Here is a 20,896-nt window from a genome sequence, read left to right on the forward strand (position 1 = left end):
ACGTCATACCTACTTGTTGGGCAGCAGGATCAGTGCAGTGTCAGGCACCAGCGATACCAGAAGCCAGACGCTGATCAGCGCTGCAAGGTAGGGGACCGTATAGCGAAGCAGTCGGAAATAGGGAACACCCGTCACGCCCGACGCGACATAGAGGTTCAGCCCATAAGGCGGGGTGATGAACCCGATCGAGGCCCCTACGAGGAAGATCACCGAAAAATGGATCGGATCCACCCCGACCGAGGCCGCAATCGGCGCCAGAATTGGGGCGAGGATGATCGTCACAGGCAGGCTCTCCAGCACCATGCCCGAAAAGAACACGATGACCATCGAGGTGAACAGAACCGCGTAATAGCCGCCCATCGAGGTCACGAACCCGCCGATGGTTGCCTGGGCACCCAGCAATGACAGGATCTGCTGCATCACCACCGAGATTGCGATCAGCGGCGCAAGGATGCCGGTGATCTGTGCCGAGCGCACCACGATTGACGGGATCTCGGTCACCTTGAACCCTTCGACCACGAACATCTCGGCATAGGATTTCTCGGCAACCGGCTTTTCACCCTGGGCACCCATGATCTTGTTGAGCGGATAGCTGACCAGCCCCGCGATCACGCAGAACCCAACGGTGACCCCGGCGGCCTCGGTTGGAGAAAACTTGCCGGTATAGATGCCCCACAGAACAAGCCCGATTGCGAAGAAACCAAGCCAGGCACCAAAGGCCGTTTTTAGAACCCGGTTCAGTTGCAGCGGGATCAGAAAACCCCAGCCATTGCGGCGGCAGATGATCCAGCAGGCAAGCTGCATCCCGACGACCATCAATGTGCCGGGCAAGATGCCTGCCACGAACAGGTCCGAGATTGGCAGGTTCATCAGAAAGCCGTAGACGATGAAGATGATCGAAGGTGGGATGATAATACCCACCGTACCGCCTGCTGCGGCGGTGGCAGCGGAGAAGCGTTCGTCATAACCACCCTTGACCATCTCGGGATGCAGCATCGAGCCGATGGTGGCCGTTGTGGCCGAGTTCGAGCCCGAAATGGCGGCGAATAGCCCACAAGCGCCCAGTGACGCCATCGCCAGACCGCCGCGCATCCAGCCCAGACAGGCATAGGCAAAATCGCTGAGCCGCCGGGCGATGCCAGAGCGGTTGATCAGGTCCCCCGTCAGGATGAAGAGGGGCATCGCCAGTAGGGCAAAGCCCTTGTTGAAGACGTTCAGCAATTCGGCGCCCATATTGTCGAGGGTCAGGCCCAGCACGAACGAGCAGCCGATCACCCAATAAGCGATGACCAGCAGTACCGGCACGCCTAGCATGAACAGGAACGTGACGCCCAGCGAGATCAGAGTAACCCAGGTTCCGTCGGCCATCACACATCCCCCCCGATAACGGCTTGTTTGATTAGCGGTTCACCACTGCGCCAGGCCGCGATATCGTCAGCCAGATTTTCGAAGACCCGCGCGGCCATCAGGACAAAGGACATCGGCGCGGTGATCAGGAACCACCATTGCAGAATGCTGTCGGTGCCCAGAACGATCTGGAAGTTGGACGCCGACAACGCCGTCAGGCGCGACGTGGTGACCACGACGATCACTGCAAAGCTGAACCACAGCACGGCATCCAGCACCAAACATCCCATTTGTCCCCAGCGGGGCATCATTGTGCGGAATTCACTGAAACTCAGATGCGTCCGAAGGCGCACGTTGAAGGCCGCGCCGAACCACGCCATGATCATGAACAGCAGCGGCGGGATGGTGGTGGACCAGGGCTGCTGGTTCTTGAACACGAACCTGTCGATCACGCCCCAGAAGATAATAAAGGCAACGGCCAGATAGCTCCAGACCATGATCGAACGCTCCAGGTGCCGGTCAAGCAAGGGTACCTTGCGATAGATCCAAAGCACCAGCAGCCCGCCTGCGGCGGTTGCCACCGTGCCCAGTACCCAGGCGGCGTTGGATTCCAAGGCGTTGCGAATTTCCCAACTGTCCTGCGAGGCCAAGGCGCTGAATATCGCGCCGATATCCGACAAGATCGACATGCATTCCTCCCATAAACCCAATGGGCGAGACGCCCGGGGCAAACAGGCCCGGCGCTGCAAATGGCGCCGGGCCCAATTCCAAGCCTAGACCCGGATCAGCCTTTCCACCAGCGGCGCGGCTCGACGTTTTCAGGCTTCATGTCCGCCTCGACCTCGCGGGCGATGGTGTAGATTTCCTGATAGGTGTCCATGCCACCGGCCCACTTGTTCAGGCGGTCACGCCACTGTTCCCACAGCTGCGGCTGGAATTCGGGCGAGCACATCTCTTCGGCCATGCGGATCTCGCTGTCCGGCAGGAAGGCGGGGCGCACTTCGTTTTCGGCGAAGACCGTGCCCGGCAGTTGCGGATCGCTGAAGCCCACGGTCTTGACTAGCGCGGCTTCGTTGGCGGCCTGTACGTGGGCTTGGGTCCAGTAGGCGGATTCCAAAACCGCATCCTGCAGGTACCCTTCCAGCCCGTCGAATACCTTGGCCGACATCGAGGTATGCTCGGTGCCGCAGAAAAAACGCAGATCGACCGACTGGCTGACCACCGGCGACATGTTGGCATAGGCCACGGCGCTGGCCCAGGTCTCGGCCCCGTCGATCAGGCCCTGCTTTAGACCGTCGAGCGTTTCCTCCCACGCAACAGGCACCGGATTCAGGTTCAGAGCGTTCATCGCGATGCGGCCCAGCTGCGTTCCCGTCACCCGGTTCTTGGTGCCGAACAGTTCTTCCAGCTTTGTAACGGTCGGGCGATCCTTCCAGCTCAGGCCCAACTGGATGCCGCGCAGTTCGCAATGGCTGAACAGGAACTTCAGGCCATGGCGTTTTTCCAGCGGCTCGCGCAGGATCTGCTGGCTCTTGGGGTGATAGAGGAAGTGATACTGGGACGCGCGGCCCGGGAATACAAAGGCATAGTCGAGCACGTTGAGATAGGGCGCGCCGCCTGCCGAGTTCTGGGTCGAGGCCGCGTAGATGTCCACGATACCCTGCTGGGTTTTCTCGACACAGCTCAGCTGTCCGCAAATCTGGTTGTCGCCGATGAACTCGACGCGAATCTCGCCGTCGGTCCGGGCTTCAAGATCGCGCGCGAACTCAAGCGCGCCGGCGCGTTCGATCAGCAGGTTGCGTGCGTTGAAGCCGGATGCGCCGAATTTCAGCGTATGTTTGGCCTCTTTGGCAAAGCGTTTTTCATAGGTAGATTCCGCTGCCGAGGCCAGGTTCGCAAGGCTCATTGCGCCCCCGAAGCTGCCCGCTGCCAGCAGGGTCGAACTGAACCCGTAAGTCCCCGCTACGCGAAACAGATCCCGCCGCGAAATCCGGCTCAGATTCTTGCTAAGTCCCATCTTCATCCTCCCTTGATGCAATTATTGAGACGTTTCGTTTCAAAAATAGCTAGCTTATTTTATGCGTTTTGTATAGAAGTTTTTTCAAGGACGAGTCGGGAGGACCGGTTTTGGAAGCTGATTTCATCGTCATCGGGGCTGGATCATCCGGCTGTGTGATCGCAAATCGCCTGAGCGCCAACCCTGGCAATAAGGTAGTGCTGCTCGAGGCGGGCGGGCCGGACAGGAACCCGTGGATCCACATCCCGGTCGGCTATTTCAAAACCATGCACAACCCGTCTCTGGACTGGTGCTACAGGACCGAGCCTGATCCGGGCTTGAACGGACGCTCGATCGACTGGCCACGTGGCAAGGTGCTGGGCGGGTCGTCCTCGCTCAATGGTCTGCTTTATGTGCGCGGGCAGAAAGAGGATTACGACCGCTGGCGTCAGATGGGCAACGAAGGTTGGGGCTGGCAGGACGTGCTGCCGCTGTTCAAGCGATCCGAGGATCAGGAACGGGGTGCGGATGAATTTCATGGCACCGGGGGACCGCTAGCAGTATCGAATATGCGCATCCAGCGCCCGATCTGTGATGCCTGGGTCGCCGCAGCGCAGGCGGCGGGATATCCGTTCAACCCTGACTACAATGGCGCCGAGCAGGAGGGGGTGGGCTACTTTCAGCTCACCACCCGCAACGGGCGCCGGTGCAGTTCTGCCGTGGCGTTCTTGAAACCCGCACGCAGCCGGGACAACCTGCAGATCATCACGCACGCGATGGTCGAGCGAATCGAGATGGAGGGCCGCAAGGTGACCGGCGTCACCTATCTGGACCGCTCGGGAAACCGGCAGACCATCATAGCGAATCGCGAGGTCATCCTGTCGGCAGGCGCGATCAACTCGCCACAGACCCTGATGCTGTCGGGGATCGGTCCGGCGGATCAACTGAAGGACAACGGTATCACCCCGCTGCATGATTTGCCCGGTGTCGGGCAGGGGATGCAGGATCACTTGCAGGCGCGTCTTGTATACAAATGTAACGAGCCGACCCTGAATGACGAGGTGCGCAGCCTGTTCAATCAGGCCCGCATCGCTCTGAAATACGCGCTGTTCCGCGCCGGTCCCATGACCATGGCCGCAAGCCTTGCGACTGGTTTCATGAAGACCCGGCCCGATCTGGCAACGCCCGACATCCAGTTCCATGTCCAGCCCTGGTCGGCGGACAGCCCGGGCGAGGGGGTGCACCCGTTTTCGGCCTTCACCATGTCGGTCTGCCAGTTGCGGCCCGAAAGCCGGGGCGAGATCCGCCTCACGGGACCCGACCCGAAGACCTATCCGAAGATTATCCCCAACTACCTGTCCACCGAACTGGATTGCCGCACCATCGTCGATGGCGTGAAGGTCGCTCGCTCTATCGCCCGCCACGCGCCGCTCAAGTCGAAGATCGCCGAGGAATTCCGTCCGCAGGCCAGCCTCGACATGGAGGACTACGAGGGCACGCTGGACTGGGCACGCGGCAACTCGGTGTCCATCTATCACCCGACCGGCACCTGCAAGATGGGGCGTGGCGAGGATGCGGTGGTCGATCCGCAGCTGCGGGTGCACGGGGTTGAGGGGTTGCGGGTGGCCGATTGCTCGATCATGCCGGAAATCGTTTCTGGCAACACCAATGCTCCGGCGATCATGATCGGGGAAAAGGCCAGCGATCTGGTCTTGGCAGCCTGAACGGGGCGGCGTCAGCCGCGCCCGTTATTTGTCGCGGTTGCTCAGCCGGTCGTAGGCCTTTTCGAGCCCGGTCAGGATCAGGAAGAACCCGATCACCCAGATCAGCAGTTCGAACGGCGCCAGTGGTGTGCCGCGCAGCCAACGGCCCAGCAGCCCGCCCTGAGGCCGGAGTTGCTGGATGCCGAACAGCCCCTCGCGCCCCCAAAGGTCGAAGACCCAGAACCGCGACAGGTAGAACAGGATGGCGGCCGCGAGAAGGGTGATGATCATCCAGAGGATACGCTTGCTCATGGCAGCACCTCAATCGTGTCCGCATCCATCCTGAGCACCAGCAGATCGCCATGGCGTTCGACGTCCCCCTCAAGCGAGATGAAATTGGCCACGTAGTCATAGGCTGCCTCGGGCAGGGGCCCCCCATCCTGATCCACGACCATCAGATATTCCGAGCCCTCGACCGGCTGGCTGGAGACAAAGACCGGCGGAATGTCCCCGATCAGGCAGAGATTGGCGCAGGCCTTATGCGCGAGCCCCCGGCCCGGACGCATGGCGCCGGCCAGGCATTTGCCGTCACAGATCTCACCAGCCAGACGCCAGCGGCCCAGTGGCTCCACCGGCGGCGGTGAGGCGGCACCCTCAGCGGTTTTCAGACCCTGCCCACCGCCGCGCAGCTGCATCATGTCGAGCGATCCGCGTTCGAGAACGATGCCGGACGCGGTGACGCTCTGACCTTCAAAGGGTGAGGCCATCGCCACCACGCCCCTCTTGCCCGGCGCCGCCAGCATCAGGGTGTGTCCCGCCTTGATCCGGTCATTGCCTTCGGTCACGTGCAGGATGGGATAGGGCAGCATCTCGACCACACCGGTCACTGTCTGGCGGCCATAGTCGAAGCGAAAGGCGCCGTTGCCGGGATCGTCCTGAGCGGCCCCAAGCAACAGGCCCGCAACGGTCAGGAACGACACCACGAACAGGCCCGCGGCCAACAGGAACGGGCGGAGTTTCTTGGGCGGCTTCAGATACCCGACAAAAAACGGGGTCTTGTCCTGTTTCATGCCGGCACCTCCACCGGCTCGACGTAAGTGCCGGGCGGATTGGCGGCGGGATCGACCCAGACCGTGCCGTCCCGCACTGTCAGCCGGTAGGTGGGGATCGTCTCGGTGAACGGCGCCGGTGAGCGGCCACTGCGCACATCATACTGGAATCCATGCCACGGGCAGGTGACGAGGCATCGGATGATCTTGCCTTCGCCCAGTGGCCCGTTCTGATGCGCACAGGCGTTCGAGATGGCCGAGAGCTTGTTTTCCATCCGGAACACTGCCACCCGGTCGCCATCGGGCAGCACCGCGATCCTCGCCCGCGCCTCTGGGATGTCCTCGGCCTCGCAGATCGCGATCCAGCCTTGTTCGTCGGGGTTTCCGACCGGATCACCCGCCCTGCGCTCATGCAGGAACGCGGCCAGGTGCAAACCGGCCACGACAAGTGCGGTGATGATGAAGATCCAGGTGAAAAGCTGGTTCTTCTGGTCCTGCAGGATGCCAAGGCTGACATGCGCCACGACCGAGGCGTAGGCGACGTAGATCAGGTAATGGATGCGCTTCCAGACCGGCGCCGTCAGAAACTTGAGCCAGAAATCATGGCTGGTCGCGGCAAGAATCAGCAGGCACATCAGCGCGAGCAGGCCAAACGCCTCGAACGGAAAGCCCGAGGCTTGGGTATAGCTCGTATTCGCGAACAGAAGTGCCTCGTATTTGTTCGAGGACGAAAAGGCAAAATACCAGTTGAGGATATAGCCGAAATGCGTCAGCGCCACGGCGGCTGTCATCACTCCGAAATGGCGGCGGTTGTAGAGCAGGGGTAGAAACCGGCGGTCGAGACGGGCCAGCGGGCCGATGGCCAGAATGATGCTGAGCATCATGAAGGTGCAGGCCCCGAAGGCGCGGGCATTGTGCACTTGCGGGTTGATCGGGCGCTTGTGGCTCAGCAATTCGGGGCTGAGATAGAGGAAGACCGTCAGGAACCCGACGACACCGGCCAGCATGAAGCCGTCATAAATCCACTTGTTCCGATTCCACTGGACGGGGATGTATTTGACGCTCATTGGCTGACCTCTCCGAACGCCGTCAGCCTTTGTGGCGCGACATCGGCGGGCCAGTGCTGGCGGACGCTCAGACCCAGAATGATGGTACCCAGCACCACGATGCACAAAACGATAGCGACCAGTCCGTGCGCGGCGCGCACTGGTCGATACCGGCTGTTCGGGTCAAACCGGCCGCTTTCCAGTGTCCACCATCGCCACAGCACCAGAGGCCAGATCAGCAGGATGCCGGGGATCAGAAGGGGGCGAAACACGTAAGCGCCCCGCGCATCCTCATCAATCCGGTCGATCCCAACGGTCAGAAACAGGGCAGCCACAAGGCCGCCAGCGATCAGCCAGATCCGGGCCAGCCAGAACAGCCCCTCTGCTGCGTTCATTGCATTCCTCCCTGCTCGGTGCCGGTCAGGCCGGGTAACCCCTCGGTCACCAACCATCGCACCGGATCAAAGCCGTTGGCAACCGCCCCTTTGGGCGCAATCGCCGTTCTGTTACCGCTGGTTCGTTGGTCGTTACCTCTGAGCAGCGCAGGCGCTCAGGTTTTGGTCAGATACGCCACAATCATCTCGGCCACGTCATGGATGATCGAGGCTTCATCCAGATCGGGATCCTCCAGGACCATCTCGATGGCCGAGTTTCCAAGCTCAACCGCCAACCTGAGACGCCGGATCAGTTCCGGCTCGCTCATCCGTGCGGCTAGCCAGGTTTGCGAGGACTTGAGCCCGTCGACCATTGACCAGTGCGACGACAGGCGGATGTCGATCAGCTGAGGGGTGGCGTAAAGCGTCCGCATGATGGCAACACCGCCGGGGAAAGCGCGGGTAATGCGGACTTGTGCCGCCAGTTGCTCTTCCATATCGGCAACTGTGGGGCGTGCGCCGCCCTTGGTGATGGCGGTCTGGGCAAGATCGGCGTTCTGGGCGGCCATCAGGCGCGTCGCAAGTTCACATAGCAAGGCGTATTTGTTGGGAAAATAGCGGTAGAGCGCGGGCGGCGTGATCCCGGCAGCCGTGCAGATCTTGTTGGTGGTCAGCTCCTCGAATCCGTTTTCCTCCAACAGCTTTGCCGCCGTTGTCAGGATCAGATCGACCGTCTGCCCGGCTCGCTTCTGCGTTGGCCGGGCTCTTGGCTCAAGGCGCTGTGTTCTCATGACATTCCCCAACCGCTTGTACCTGTGATCCTACGCCATTGACATGCGCGTGAAAAGATAAATAGTAATTACTATTGTTTTGGGAGAGGCACTGTGAACAGACTTGCCCTGTTGGCGATCTTGGCGAGCATAGTGGTCGTTGGCGGCTATCTGATCCTTGGGCCGCGGTTGAGCCTGGGCGCAGGAATCCCCGCACCGTCCGCATCGCAGATCGCCTATGCCGAAAGCGCCGTCCCCGGCGACGATGGGCTGGCGGCGATCTATGACCGCACATGCCGGGCCTGCCACGCAACCCCGGAAGGCGAGGCGCCGCTGACCGGCCATGCGGCGGCGTGGCAGGCGCTTCTGGTCGAGCGCGGCCTCGACGCCATGGTGGCGTCGGTAAGGGCAGGGCGGGGCACAATGCCGGCCATGGGATTCTGTACTGATTGTAGCGATGGGGATTTCAAACGATTGATCGCGTTTATGGCGACGGAGGGTACGTGATGGCGGTTTCAAGACGACGGGCGCTGCAGATCGGAGCAGGGGCGGGTGTCGTGGCCGCCGTGCCTGCGGCCAAATACGCGGCGTGGAGTGCCACAGACCGTACCCGAGACGGATTTTTCGACGTCACTCCGACACCTGAAGGCGTGCGGAGCTGGTCGAACTGGTCGGGCAACCAAGCCGCCACCCCGCAACAGATCGCGACCCCCGGCGATCCGGGCGAGCTGGCCGACCTGATGAAATCCGCACCCGGGCCGATCCGGCCTGTCGGCAGTGGTCATTCCTTCACTGCTCTGGTGCCCAGCGAGGGCTCGCTTGTCGATATCGGCAAGCTCGCGGGGCTTATCGAGCACGATTCTGGTGCACGAACCGCGACCATGGGCGCGGGCACCCGGCTGCGCCACGCTGCGCGGCTGCTGGACGAGGTGGGCTTGGGATTTGACAACCTTCCCGATATCGACGTGCAAACACTGGCCGGGTCATTCTCGACCGGCACCCATGGCACCGGTTCAACCTTGAGCGCGCTGCACGATCACGCCTATGGGCTGACGCTGGTCACACCCGGCGGAGATGTTCTGGATATCACCCGCGACAGCTACTCGGACCTGTTCGCGGCGGCCAAGGTCTCGTTGGGCGCTCTCGGGGTAATCACCCGATACCGGCTGAACCTGCGCGAGAGTTATGCGTTGCGCAGGCGCATGTGGGTGGATCCGGTCGAGGAGGTTCTGGAACGGCCGAAGAACGGTTCCGAACGCACCGCAACTACGAGGTTTACTTCGTCCCCAACGCTCCGCTGGCCGCCGATATCGCCTATGACGAACATACCGGTGAGGTGCAGGGGATCGCGGCGGAAAAAGACGGCAATGAGATGCTCAAAGCGTTGGAAACGGTGCGCGATCATCTAGGCTGGTGGCCGTGGCTGCGGCGCAATGTGCTGGCCGCCGGCTTTCCGCGCGGTCAGATCGAGGACGTCAACGAAGTCTACTGGAAGATGCTCTCGACCACCCGCCCGCACCGGTTCAACGAAATCGAATACCACCTGCCGATTGAGACCGGGTTGAAGGCCTTTCGCGAGGTTGCGCGGATTCTCGAAAGCAACCCCGCGAATTACTACCCGGTCGAGATCCGCAGAACCGCACCGGACGACGCCTGGCTGAGCCCGTTCAACGACGCAGAGCGGATGTCGATTGCCGTACATGCGGCGCATCGCGAGGAACACGGCTATTTCTTCACCGAGATTGAGCCGGTCTTCCGCATACATGGCGGCCGCCCGCACTGGGGCAAGTTGCATTCGCTCGGATATGAGGAGTTGCGCACGCTTTATCCGCAATTCAATGAATTCAACGAACTGCGTCGCGATCTCGACCCCGAGGGCAAGATGCTGAACCCGCATCTAGCCAAGATCTTTGGAGAAACCGCCCATGCCTAAACTGTCCCGACGCAGCATAATGATCGGCGGCGCGGCGCTGGCCGGGGCAGGGGTAGTCGCTAGTCGACCTGGTGACAACAGTGGGCCGCGCCAGCCCTATTTCACGGAGTTGCAATCTGCCCTGCACCGCGCCGGCATCGCCACGCCCACGCTGGTCATAGACAAGGCCCGGTTGGACGCCAATATCGACGCGCTCATGGCCTCGCTTCCACCCGGCATGGGCTATCGCATTGTCACTAAATCTCTGCCGGCGCAACGGCTGATCCGTCATATCGCCACCCGCACCGGGACCGACCGGTTGATGACCTTCAACCTGCCGATGCTGATCGGCCAATCCCGGACCGAGCCGCAGGCCGACCAATTGCTGGGCAAACCGCTGCCGGTCGCGGCGGCGCGGCAGTACCTGAGTGAGGTGCGCAACCCGCAGGCTGTTGCCAATGTGCAATGGCTGATCGACACGCCCGAACGACTGGCGCAATACAGCGCGCTGGCCGCCGAAACCGACACCACTCTGTGCATTTCGCTGGAGATCGACGTGGGTCTGCACCGGGGCGGCTTCACGGACCGCGACCGGATCATCGCTGCAGTCAGTGCCATTGACAACGATCCCAATCTCCAGTTCAGCGGGCTGATGGGATATGAGGTGCATGTCTCGGGCCACCCAGACCTGTTCGGCCTGCGAGGCAGGGCGCTGTGGGACAGTTGGGACAGGTATTTGGCGGCGCAGGATGCGGTCAGAACAGCGTTGGGGGACGGTTCACTACACGGCAAGGTCCTGAACGCGGCAGGCAGTCCCACGTTCCGCAACTACAGCTCGACCGAAGTGGCCAACGAGGTGGCGGTCGGATCGGCTCTGGTCAAGCCGTCGAAGTTCGACCTCGACCTATTGGACCCGTTCTCGCCCGCCGCTTTCATTGCAGCACCGGTACTCAAGACCTATGAACGCACCGAGCTGCCGCTGACCGGGCTTGAGTTCGTGGGCAAGGCACAGCAGGTCTGGAACCCGAACTCCCGAAAGACCGCCTTCATCTATGGAGGCTACTGGAAGGCAGATCCGGTCGATCCGCCGGGATTGGAGTATAACGGCATCTGGGGCCATTCTTCGAACCAGGAGATGCTCAATGGGGGTGCGCATCTGGACCTCAGGCCGGACGATTTCGTCTTTCTGCGGCCGCAGCAGAGCGAGGCGGTTTTCCTGCAATTCGGCGACATTGCCGTCTATGAGAATGGCGAAATCTCCGAATTTTGGCCTGTTTATGAGGCATCGGCCTGAAATCGCCGAACCAACGGTCGAAAGGGCTTTTGTTCCGCCCCGGTTTGCCGGTATGAGAGCCCAGTCCTAGGTTGCCACCGGGACGTCTCAGTTTTCGAAACATACCGGGCAGACAGCCCATTGATCCGAGGTCGCCGCCATGACCAAACCCGCCCCCACCGTGCAGGGCCTGGGCTTTGCCTTTCTGGGCTTTGCCGTCTTTGCCACCCATGACGTCCTGATCAAGACGCTGGGCAACAGTTATTCGATCTTCCAGATCATCTTCTTCGCCACGCTGTTTTCCTTTGTCCCGATGACGGTGACGATGTTGGCGGACCGTAAGGTGGACAATTTCCTACCACATCACCCTTGGCTGGTGTTGCTGCGGGCCTGTTTGATGATCGCAGGCATGTCCTGCGCGTTCTATGCCTTTGTGACACTACCACTGGCACAGGTCTACTCGCTTCTGTTCTCGTTTCCGCTGATCGTCACCGTGCTATCGGTGCCGCTGCTAGGCGAGGTGGTACGGGGGCAACGCTGGGCTGCGGTGGGCGTCGGTCTGATCGGCGTTCTGGTGGTCCTGCGTCCCGGGGCGACCGATCTCACTTTGGGCCACCTGGCTGCGCTGACGGCGGCGTCCTGTAGCGCGCTGGCCACGATCCTCGTGCGCAAGATCGGGAGTAAGGAACGCTCGGCGGTGCTGATCCTTTACCCAATGCTGCTTGCGGTTTTGGTGATGGGCATGCTGCAACCAGCGGTCTATCAACCGACCGAGCTGCTGCATCTGGGCATGATGGCGATGGTCGGGCTGCTGTCCGTCGGCGCCCAGCATCTGGTCATTCTCGCCTACCGCGCCGCACCGGCTGCGGTGATCGCACCGAGCCAATACAGCCAGATCATCTGGGCCACGGTCTTCGGCGCTCTCTTTTTCAACGAGCGTCCGGACATGTACGTAGCAATTGGCGCGGGTATCATCATTGCCTCGGGTATCTTCGTAGTCTGGCGTGAGAGCCGCGAGGATGTGTCGCCGCGCACGCCGGTTCTGAAAGCACCCAACCCGCGGATGGATGCGGGGCCCTCACCCCGGCCAAAACAGCTTGGCCTGCCCGAGGAATAGGTCCGCACCCGCCACGGCGAGGGAAACCGGTCAGAGGGCAGCGTGGCCCGCCAGCCCCTGTTCCTGCGCGAGCCGGGCGGCGACAGAGGCTACGGCCAGATCCTGAAGGCCCACGCCGGTGCCGTCGAACAGGGTGATTTGATCAGGGTTCGTTCGCCCGGCATGATCGCCGTTGATCACCGCGCCGATCGGGGTGATGTCGTCCTGCGAGATCATGCCCCGCGCCACCGCGTGCTGCGCCTCGCCGATCGAGACCGATTGCGCGACCTCGTCGGTGAACACGGCGGCCTTTGCCAGTAGCGCCGGATCGACCTCCTGCTTGCCCTTGGTGTCGGTGCCCATGCAGGCGACATGGGTGCCGGGCTTGATCCAGTCGGTCATCACGAGTGGCTCGAAAGCCGAGGTGATGGTGATGATCACATCCGCTTGCGCGCCCAGTTCCTCGGGGATCACCGCCCCGAAGGCCAGTCCCAGCTCTTCGGCTACTGCCGCCAGACGCGGCAGCATCTCGGGATGCGGGTTCCAGGCGACGACCTTGTCGAAATCGCGCTGTTCAACCGCCGCGCGGAGTTGAAAGGCGGATTGGTGCCCGGCGCCAACCATGCCCAACACCTTCGCGTCCCGCCGCGCCAGATGCGCGATGGAGACCGAGGAACTGGCTGCAGTCCGCACCGCTGTCAGATAGTTGCCGCCGACCAGAGCCGATAGCCTGCCAGTGTCAGGATCGAACAGGCAAACGGTGGACTGGTGGTTGGTCAGGCCTTTCTCCATGTTTCCAGGCCAGTAGCCGCCGGACTTAAGGCCCAGCACCTGCCCGGCCCGGTCGAACCCGGATTTAAAGCCGTAGAGCGCATCCGCATAGCCAATCGCCTCGCGGATCACCGGGAAATTATAGGCATCCCCCCGCGCCATGGCACCGAACACCGCCTCGACGGCGTCGAACGCGTCTTTGCGCCCGACGACCTGTTGGCAAATATCTTCGCCCACGATCAGCACATCGCCTGTCTGCATGACACCATCCATCATCAATAAGCCTTGCCGCGTGCCGAGACCGGCCATAGCGCCTCAACCTTGCCGTTCCGCACGCCGACGTACCAGTCGTGCACGTTGCAGGTCGGGTCGCAGTGCCCCGGCACCAACCGCAGCTTGTCGTTGACCTTGAGAACGCCCTGCGGATCGCCGATCACGCCATGCTCATCCGAACACTTGAGATACTGCACGTCATCGCGGCCAAATACGGTCGGCAGGCCGCTGTCCACCGATTGTGCCTTGAGCCCCGCATCGCAGATCGCCTTGTCCACCTTGGTGTGGCTCATGACGCTGGTCAGGATGAACAGCGCGTTTTCCCACTCCCCCTGGTCGATCCTCTTGCCGTCCCTGTCGAGGATGCGCCCGTAATCGGCGTCCATGAAGGCGTAAGAGCCGCACTGAAGCTCGTTGTAAACGCCCGAGTCGCTTTCGAAATAGTACGAGCCCGTGCCGCCACCCGAAACCAGTTCAGGCTCCAGTCTTTCGGCCTTCAACGCCTCAACCGCGTCTGCCACCATGGCAATCGCAACATCCAGTTTGGCCTTGCGGTCTTCGTAAGCGTCCATGTGCTGCATCGCACCCTGATATGCCTGAATGCCGGTGAATTTCAGACCCGGTGCCGCATCGATCGCCCTGGCGATTTGCACGACGTCATTGGTGCTGTTCACGCCACAGCGCCCCGCTCCGCAGTCGATCTCCACAAAGCATTCCAGCTCGGTGCCATGCTTTTGGGTCGCTGCCGACAGGTCTGCCACGTTGTCGATGTCATCAACGCAGACGATGATCTTGGCGCCGGTCTTGGGCAGCCGGGCCAGCCGATCGATCTTGAGCGGATCACGCACCTGGTTCGAAACCAGAACGTCCTTGATCCCGCCTCGGGCAAACACCTCCGCCTCGGAGACCTTCTGGCAGCACACACCAACCGCGCCGCCCAGCTTTTCCTGCAGCTTGGCCACATCGACCGACTTGTGCATCTTGCCGTGCACCCGGTGGCGCATCCCATGCGCCTTGGCATATTCGCCCATCTTGCGGATGTTGCGCTCCAGCGCGTCCAGATCGAGGATCAGACAGGGGGTCTGAATCGCGCTCTCATCCATTCCGATGGCTGCGGGGACGTCAAAACCCACTTCCAACTCGTCCAATTTCACTTGCGCATTCATGGCCATATCTCCTCACCCCTCATTCCAGGGCAGCTTGCCCAGATCCACATTGCCCCCCGTGACGATCACACCCACACGCTTGCCCCGATAGACCTCGGGGTTGCGCAGGATCACTGCCAGCGGCACGGCGCTGGAGGGCTCCATCACGATCTTCATCCGCTGCCAGATCAGCCGCATCGCATCGACGATCTCCTGCTCGGACGCCGTCTGCACGTCACGCACATGGTTCGAGACAAAGTGCCAGGTATTCTCTTTCAGCGGCACTTTCAGCCCATCGGCCACGGTCACCGGCGCATCATCGGCGATGATATGCCCCGCCCGAAACGACCTCGCCGCATCATCAGCCTGCTCTGGCTCGGCGGCGTAGATCTCGATCTCGGGCACGAGGTTCGACAGCGTCAGGCAGGTGCCCGACACCATACCACCACCGCCGATTGGCGCGACCACGGCGTTCAGGCCGGGGGCTTGTTCCAGCAGTTCCAGCGAACAGGTGCCCTGTCCGCAGATCACACGCGGATCGTTATAGGGGTGCACAAACTCAGCCCCGGTCTGCGCCTGCACTTCGGCAAACACTGCCTCGCGGCTGCTGGTCGAAGGCTCGCATTCGGTGATGAGCCCGCCATAGCCGCGCACGGCGGCCTTCTTGGCCTCGGGCGCGGTGCGGGGCATGACGACGTGGCAAGGGATGTTCCGGCGTCCGGCGGCATAGCTGAGGCTAAGTGCGTGGTTGCCCGAGGAATGGGTCGCCACGCCGCGCACCGCTACCTCGTCATTCAACCCGAACACCGCATTGGATGCGCCGCGCACCTTGAAGGCGCCCGCCTTCTGGAAGTTCTCGCATTTGAAGAACAATTCAGCGCCGGTCAATTCGTTGAGATAGGTCGAGGTCAGGACCGGCGTCCGGTGGATATAGGGTTCGATCCGCGCATGGGCCGCGCGGACATCGTCGATGGTCAGGCTTGCAGCCGCTGTCAGGGCGTCCAACACATCTGCCTCCTTACGCTGCGGATTTGACGGAGTTGCCGTGGGCGCGGCGGAAGTATTCCTGTGCCGCCGCCACGCCGCTGCCCAGTTCAATCGGATAATCCAGATCGACCATCGCCATCTCGATAGTAGCAAGGCCGCTCAGCACCATTACATCCGTCAGGCTGCCCAGATGACCGATGCGGAAGGCGCGGCCGTTCATCTCGCCCAGCCCGATGCCAAAGCTCACGCCATAGGCGTTGAAGGCATGATCGGTGAGCGCATTGCTGTCAAACCCCTCGGGCACATACATCGCACTAACCGTGTCCGAATAGAGATCCGGCGATTGCGCCACGAGCGGCAGACTCCACGCGCTTGCCGCGCGGCGCACGCCTTCGGCCAACCGGAAATGGCGGGCATAGACATTCACCAGCCCCTCTTCGAACAACATCTTCAAGCTTTCACGCATCCCGTAGATCAGTTGCAGCGGCGGGGTGTAGGGAAAGCCGCCGGAAGCATTGGCGCCAGTCATGTCACGGAAATCGAAGAAGGTGCGCGGCAGCTTGGCGCCCTCCATTGCCGCCAGCGCCTTAGGGCTGACGCCCAGAATGGCCATTCCGGTGGCCAGCATGAAACCCTTCTGCGAGCCAGAGACGACAATATCGACGCCCCAGTCATCCATGCGGAACTCCATCGACGCCAGCGAGCTGACGGCATCGACGAACAGCATCGCCGGGTGGCTGGCGGCATCCATGGCCGCGCGCACGGCGGCGATATCGCTGCGCACGCCGGTGGCGGTTTCGTTATGGGTGACCAGCACGGCCTTGATCTTGTGGTCCGTGTCGGCGCTCAGCGCGGCCTCGAACCGGTCCGCAGGCGCGCCCGCGCCCCAAGGAGTTTCGATGATCTGCACGTCCAGCCCGTGCCGCTGACACAAGTCGATCCAACGATGCGAGAACATGCCGTAGCGCGCCACCAGTACGGTGTCGCCGGGGCTGAGCGTATTGCTGACCGCCGCCTCCCATCCACCGGTGCCGCTGGCAGGGAAGGTGATTACCGTGCCATCGCGTGTGTTCATCACGGTCTTGGTGTCTTCCAGCACCGGTGCAAAGGTTTCGACAAAATCCGGCGCCCGGTGGTCGCGGGTCTGCACCTGCATCGCCAGACGCAGCCGATCCGGGATGTTGGTCGGGCCGGGAATGAAGACCGGGTTCTGATCTGACATGACGGCATCCTCTGTTGCTTGGTCTCAGGATGCGTCTTTGTTGCCCCGCTTGCAATTTTTCTGAAAAATATTTCCAAAAGCAAAGTGAAAAATGCAAGCAGTTGAAATAATTCCTGTTTTTTATTTTCAGTTTCTACGCTGGTGCGGTTTTGGAAAAATTTTTCTTTGCACTTACGCGTTGGCAAAAGGCATTGTTGAGGTAAGGAGGGCTATCCCATGACGACTCAGAAACGCCAACGCGGACGGCCCAGATCTCCGTTCAGCGAAGGAAGCGCCGCCACCCTGCAATCGCTCGATCGGGCATTGGGGCTGCTCGTGGCCGTGGCGCGGGCCGGGCGTTCGACCCTGACCGATCTGTCCCAGGGCCTTGAGATTCCGGCGGCCACGACCCACCGCATCCTGACCACGCTGCAAAAACACGATTTCGTCGCCTTCGACGAGGACACTCAGGAATGGCTGGTTGGGATCGAGGCCTATCGCACCGGATCGGCCTATCTGCGCCGGGCAAGCCTGACCGAGATCGGCCAGCCGATCATGCGGGCGCTGATGGAGCAGACGGGTGAGACCGCCAATCTTGCGGTGCCTGATGGAGGCGAGGTGGTGTTCATCGGGCAGGTCGAGACTCAGAACCCGATCCGCGCCTTCTTTTCGCCCGGCACCCGGACCCCGATGCATGCCTCCGGGACCGGCAAGGCCATTCTGGCGGCCCTGTCCGAGGACCGGATTCGCAAACTGCTACAGGGCAATGGGCTGACCCCCTTCACGGCAAACACGCTGGCAACCCCGCAGGCGTTATTCGAGGATCTTGCGCGCACCGGTGAACGCGGCTGGTCCTTCGACGCAGACGAACGGCATGAAGGCATGTCTTGCATCGGCAGCGCCATATTCGACGAAAACGGACAGCCCTGCGCAGGTATCTCGATTTCGGGTCCGAGCAGCCGTTTCACGCCCGAGCAGGTGGCGTTGTTTGGCCCGCTGGTGGCGGACGCGGCGGCTGAAATCACGCGGCTAAGCGGCGGGGCAATTCCGAAACCAACTGGGTGGCAGGACTAGCAATAAATCAGAGCCGCGCGCCATCCGAACCGAAGCTGAAGCATTTGGCCGGGTCATAGTCGATCCCGATCTGCGCGCCCGGTTCGATCTCATATTGCCCAAAGGCCCGAGCGGTGAACGGTTTGTCCGCGCCGATATCGATGAGCACATTCGTGTCTCCACCCAGCTTTTCGACGTGGACGACGGTGCCTTTCAGATCACCAGCCTCGCCAAGGCGGGCGTATTCCGGGCGGATGCCCACGAATTCACCGGCAGATCTGCCAATCAGTTCCGCCGGAACCAGGTTCATTGACGGAGAGCCAATGAACTCGGCCACAAACCGGTTGGCCGGGTTGTTGTAGAGTTCCATCGGACTGCCGACCTGTTCCACCCGCCCGTCTCGCAGCACCGCGATCTTGTCGGCCAGCGTCATCGCCTCGGTCTGGTCATGGGTGACGTAGATCATGCTGGCGCTGAGCTGCCGGTGGAGGTTGGCAATCTCGACACGGGTATTCATGCGCAGAGCGGCGTCGAGGTTCGACAGCGGCTCGTCAAACAGGAACAGTTTCGGATTGCGCACGATGGCCCGCCCAATGGCGACCCGCTGGCGCTGTCCGCCGGAGAGTTCCGCCGGACGACGCTCAAGATAGGGCTCCAACGACAGCATCCGGCTGGCCTCGGCGATCCGGCGTTCGATCTCGTCCTTGGGATGGCCCGCCTGTTTTAGACCCAACGCCATGTTTCCCTTGACCGTGAGATGCGGATAGAGCGCGTAGGACTGGAACACCATGGCGATACCGCGCATGGCGGGCGGGGTTTCGTTGACCGTCTCGCCGTCGATTTCAACGGTGCCCGAGGTCGCATCCTCAAGCCCCGCGATCACTCGCAGCAGGGTGGACTTGCCGCAGCCCGAGGGACCGACGAAGACCACGAATTCGCTCTCCTCGACGGTCAAGTCGATATTCTTCAGCACCTCGACCTGGCCGAACGACTTGCACACATTGGTGAGTTTCAGGGCGGTCACGTCATGTCTCCTTCAGGTCGACCGGCGCGCCGGTCCTTATGCTTTCATCGGCGGCCAGACAGATGCGCAGCGATTGCACCGCATCGCTCATGTGGCGGGTCAGGTCGATATCCTCGGCGATGGCGCGCAGCATGTAGGCCTGTTCGGCATCGCAGAGCTGCTGATGGCCGGGCTCGCCCTCCATTTCGATCAGTTGGTCGCCCGAGGGCCGATGGACGAGGATGCCGCCGACCTTGGTATGCCCGTCCACATCGTCCGAGGCGCCCTTGTTGCCCTCGGTGATCGACACGGCGCCGTTGGGTGAGACGATGTCCTTCACGAAGAACGCGGTCTCGGACATCATCGGGCCCCATCCGGCCTCGTACCAGCCGACCGACCCGTCCGCGAAGATCACCTGGAACTGGCCGTAGTTGTACATGTCCGCGGCAATCTCGTCTGACAGGCGCAGGCCCATGCCATGCACCCGGACGGGCAGGGCGTCAGTGATCTGGCACATCACGTCCACGTAGTGCACACCGCAATCGACAATGGGCGAGGTGGTCTGCATCAGCGCCTTGTGCGTCTCCCATGTCGGCCCATCAGACTGCTGGTTCAGGTTCAGGCGAAAGACATATGGGCCACCCAAACCTCGTGCCTCATCGATCAGGCGCATCCACGAGGGGTGATGGCGCAGGATATAGCCGACCACCAGCTTGCGGTCTGTTTCCTTGGCCTTGGTAACGACACGGCGTGCGTCAGCGACGGCGGTGGCCAGAGGTTTTTCTACGAAAACATGCGCCCCTGCCTCCATCGCGGCGCAGGCGTAATCCGCATGGCTGTCGGAATAGGTGGCGATCACTGCCAGATCCGGGTTGGTCTGGCCCAGGGCCGCGTGGAAATCGGTGAAAACCGGGTAGCCTTGCAGATCGGGATGCGAGACCTCGCCCGAACGGTTCACCAACCCCACGATCTGGGCGCCCGCGTGATTGTGGTGCGCCAGCGCGTGGCTCAGCCCCATATTGCCCAGACCAGCGATCAGAACCCGGATCATTTCACCGCCCCCGAGGTGATGCCGCGGATCAGTTGCCGCGAGAAAATGACATACAGAACCATCACCGGCAGGATCGCCATGCTGAGCGCGGACAGAACCGCATTCCAGTCGGTCACGAATTGGCCGATGAAGACCTGGCTGCCCAGCGTCAGGGTTTTGGTCTCTTCCGCAGGCGCAAGGATCAGCGGGAACCACAGGTCGTTCCAGATCGGGATCATGTTGAACACCGCTACCGTGGCCATCGCGGGCCGTACCAGCGGCAACACAAGGCGGAAGAAGATGGTGTATTCGCTCAGCCCGTCGATGCGGCCAGCATTCTTGAGGTCATCGCTGACCTGCCGCATGAACTCGGAGAGGATGAAGACGGCCAGCGGCAAGCCTTGCGCCGTATAGACCAGGATCAGCGCCCAGAGCGTGTTGACCAGCCCGGTCGCCACCATCATCTCAAGGATCGCCACCGTACCGATACGGATCGGGATCATGATTCCAAGCGCCAGATACAGCCCCATCAGCGTGTTGCCCCGGAACCGGTATTCGCTCAGCGCAAAGGCGGCCATGGCGCCGAAGAGCAGGATGAAGAACAGCGAAGCGACCGTCACGATCATCGAGTTCTGGAAGTAGAGGAAGAAATCCCCTTGCTTCATCACCGTCTGGTAACCGATCATCGAAAAGCTCTCGGCATCCGGCAGGCTCAGCGGTTCGCGAAAGATCGCCTTGCGGGTCTTGAAGCTGTTGATCAGGATCACGAAGACCGGGAACAGCGCGATCAGCGTATAGACGATCAGCGCACCATGCATGGCGGCGATGTTGAACGGGTTTCTGCGGGCTTTGTTCATTTCTCTCGGC

The 20,896-nt window shown here is 61.7% G+C and carries 22 protein-coding genes; 7 read left to right on the top strand and 15 right to left on the bottom strand.

Going from position 1 to position 20,896, the window contains the following annotated elements:
- Nucleotides 1-9 precede the first annotated feature (9 nt).
- From GOX53_RS02140 to GOX53_RS02150, 3 genes are all read right to left on the bottom strand, one after another.
- Nucleotides 10-1,368 carry a TRAP transporter large permease gene (locus tag GOX53_RS02140; protein ID WP_171173334.1) on the bottom strand — a complete coding sequence of 453 codons (1,359 nt, stop codon included), beginning with the start codon at nucleotides 1,366-1,368 and terminating at the stop codon, nucleotides 10-12.
- Entirely contained in the window at nucleotides 1,368-2,036 is a 669-nt protein-coding gene (locus GOX53_RS02145; protein ID WP_171173335.1) for a TRAP transporter small permease, read from the bottom strand. Before GOX53_RS02145 ends, GOX53_RS02140 begins: the two co-directional genes overlap by 1 nt.
- A gap of 95 nt (nucleotides 2,037-2,131) precedes the next feature.
- Entirely contained in the window at nucleotides 2,132-3,364 is a 1,233-nt protein-coding gene (locus GOX53_RS02150) for a TRAP transporter substrate-binding protein (protein ID WP_171173336.1), read from the bottom strand.
- Nucleotides 3,365-3,474: 110 nt separating this feature from the next.
- Here GOX53_RS02150 and GOX53_RS02155 point away from each other — a divergent pair, with 110 nt between their 5' ends.
- A complete protein-coding gene (locus GOX53_RS02155) occupies nucleotides 3,475-5,067 on the top strand; it encodes a GMC family oxidoreductase (RefSeq protein ID WP_171173337.1) in 1,593 nt (530 codons plus the stop codon).
- A 24-nt stretch (nucleotides 5,068-5,091) separates the two neighbouring features.
- On the opposite strand, the gene GOX53_RS02160 is transcribed toward GOX53_RS02155, so the two are convergent.
- The 5 genes from GOX53_RS02160 to GOX53_RS02180 form a co-directional block, all read right to left on the bottom strand.
- Nucleotides 5,092-5,358 (bottom strand): hypothetical protein, encoded by a 267-nt coding sequence (locus GOX53_RS02160; RefSeq protein ID WP_171173338.1) that lies wholly within the window; start codon nucleotides 5,356-5,358, stop codon nucleotides 5,092-5,094.
- A complete protein-coding gene (locus GOX53_RS02165; protein WP_171173339.1) occupies nucleotides 5,355-6,116 on the bottom strand; it encodes a hypothetical protein in 762 nt (253 codons plus the stop codon). Before GOX53_RS02165 ends, GOX53_RS02160 begins: the two co-directional genes overlap by 4 nt.
- Nucleotides 6,113-7,162 carry a Rieske 2Fe-2S domain-containing protein gene (locus GOX53_RS02170; protein ID WP_171173340.1) on the bottom strand — a complete coding sequence of 350 codons (1,050 nt, stop codon included), beginning with the start codon at nucleotides 7,160-7,162 and terminating at the stop codon, nucleotides 6,113-6,115. Before GOX53_RS02170 ends, GOX53_RS02165 begins: the two co-directional genes overlap by 4 nt.
- Entirely contained in the window at nucleotides 7,159-7,536 is a 378-nt protein-coding gene (locus tag GOX53_RS02175) for a hypothetical protein (RefSeq protein ID WP_171173341.1), read from the bottom strand. The genes GOX53_RS02170 and GOX53_RS02175 overlap by 4 nt, the downstream gene beginning before the upstream one ends.
- Before the next feature lie 155 nt (nucleotides 7,537-7,691).
- On the bottom strand, nucleotides 7,692-8,306 hold the full coding sequence (locus GOX53_RS02180) for a TetR/AcrR family transcriptional regulator (RefSeq protein ID WP_171173342.1): 615 nt from the start codon (nucleotides 8,304-8,306) through the stop codon (nucleotides 7,692-7,694).
- Nucleotides 8,307-8,399: 93 nt separating this feature from the next.
- Between GOX53_RS02180 and GOX53_RS02185 the strand changes: the two genes are divergently transcribed.
- From GOX53_RS02185 to GOX53_RS02205, 5 genes are all read left to right on the top strand, one after another.
- Nucleotides 8,400-8,792 carry a c-type cytochrome gene (locus tag GOX53_RS02185; RefSeq protein WP_171173343.1) on the top strand — a complete coding sequence of 131 codons (393 nt, stop codon included), beginning with the start codon at nucleotides 8,400-8,402 and terminating at the stop codon, nucleotides 8,790-8,792.
- Nucleotides 8,792-9,694 (top strand): FAD-binding protein, encoded by a 903-nt coding sequence (locus GOX53_RS02190; RefSeq protein WP_171173344.1) that lies wholly within the window; start codon nucleotides 8,792-8,794, stop codon nucleotides 9,692-9,694. The genes GOX53_RS02185 and GOX53_RS02190 overlap by 1 nt, the downstream gene beginning before the upstream one ends.
- On the top strand, nucleotides 9,595-10,218 hold the full coding sequence (locus GOX53_RS02195; protein ID WP_371810242.1) for a D-arabinono-1,4-lactone oxidase: 624 nt from the start codon (nucleotides 9,595-9,597) through the stop codon (nucleotides 10,216-10,218). Before GOX53_RS02190 ends, GOX53_RS02195 begins: the two co-directional genes overlap by 100 nt.
- Complete coding sequence (locus tag GOX53_RS02200; protein ID WP_217351626.1) at nucleotides 10,211-11,491, top strand: alanine racemase; 1,281 nt, start codon at nucleotides 10,211-10,213, stop codon at nucleotides 11,489-11,491. Before GOX53_RS02195 ends, GOX53_RS02200 begins: the two co-directional genes overlap by 8 nt.
- Before the next feature lie 139 nt (nucleotides 11,492-11,630).
- Complete coding sequence (locus GOX53_RS02205; protein WP_171173346.1) at nucleotides 11,631-12,587, top strand: DMT family transporter; 957 nt, start codon at nucleotides 11,631-11,633, stop codon at nucleotides 12,585-12,587.
- Nucleotides 12,588-12,617: 30 nt separating this feature from the next.
- Here GOX53_RS02205 and bhcD read toward each other — a convergent pair whose 3' ends face one another.
- From bhcD to bhcA, 4 genes are read right to left on the bottom strand one after another with little or no spacing between them, the layout of a single operon-like run.
- Nucleotides 12,618-13,598, bottom strand: a complete 981-nt coding sequence (gene bhcD, locus GOX53_RS02210; protein ID WP_217351627.1) for an iminosuccinate reductase BhcD — start codon at nucleotides 13,596-13,598, stop codon at nucleotides 12,618-12,620.
- A 14-nt stretch (nucleotides 13,599-13,612) separates the two neighbouring features.
- Complete coding sequence (gene bhcC, locus GOX53_RS02215) at nucleotides 13,613-14,776, bottom strand: 3-hydroxy-D-aspartate aldolase BhcC (protein ID WP_171173348.1); 1,164 nt, start codon at nucleotides 14,774-14,776, stop codon at nucleotides 13,613-13,615.
- Nucleotides 14,777-14,788: 12 nt separating this feature from the next.
- The gene (gene bhcB, locus GOX53_RS02220) at nucleotides 14,789-15,763 is read right to left on the bottom strand and encodes a beta-hydroxyaspartate dehydratase BhcB (RefSeq protein ID WP_171173349.1); all 975 of its coding nucleotides are present in this window, start codon (nucleotides 15,761-15,763) and stop codon (nucleotides 14,789-14,791) included.
- Between the two features lie 10 nt (nucleotides 15,764-15,773).
- A complete protein-coding gene (gene bhcA / locus GOX53_RS02225; protein WP_171173350.1) occupies nucleotides 15,774-16,964 on the bottom strand; it encodes an L-aspartate--glyoxylate aminotransferase BhcA in 1,191 nt (396 codons plus the stop codon).
- 216 nt (nucleotides 16,965-17,180) lie between these two features.
- Here bhcA and GOX53_RS02230 point away from each other — a divergent pair, with 216 nt between their 5' ends.
- Nucleotides 17,181-18,017: an IclR family transcriptional regulator gene (locus GOX53_RS02230; RefSeq protein ID WP_171173351.1), complete on the top strand. Its 837-nt coding sequence runs from the start codon at nucleotides 17,181-17,183 to the stop codon at nucleotides 18,015-18,017.
- 7 nt (nucleotides 18,018-18,024) lie between these two features.
- On the opposite strand, the gene GOX53_RS02235 is transcribed toward GOX53_RS02230, so the two are convergent.
- From GOX53_RS02235 to GOX53_RS02245, 3 genes are read right to left on the bottom strand one after another with little or no spacing between them, the layout of a single operon-like run.
- Nucleotides 18,025-19,020, bottom strand: a complete 996-nt coding sequence (locus tag GOX53_RS02235) for an ABC transporter ATP-binding protein (protein ID WP_171173352.1) — start codon at nucleotides 19,018-19,020, stop codon at nucleotides 18,025-18,027.
- Nucleotide 19,021: 1 nt separating this feature from the next.
- A complete protein-coding gene (locus tag GOX53_RS02240; RefSeq protein ID WP_171173353.1) occupies nucleotides 19,022-20,050 on the bottom strand; it encodes a Gfo/Idh/MocA family protein in 1,029 nt (342 codons plus the stop codon).
- Entirely contained in the window at nucleotides 20,047-20,886 is an 840-nt protein-coding gene (locus tag GOX53_RS02245) for a carbohydrate ABC transporter permease (protein ID WP_171173354.1), read from the bottom strand. Before GOX53_RS02245 ends, GOX53_RS02240 begins: the two co-directional genes overlap by 4 nt.
- Nucleotides 20,887-20,896 lie beyond the last annotated feature (10 nt).

It is taken from the genome of Ruegeria sp. HKCCD8929 (assembly GCF_013031405.1).
Lineage (GTDB): Bacteria > Pseudomonadota > Alphaproteobacteria > Rhodobacterales > Rhodobacteraceae > Ruegeria.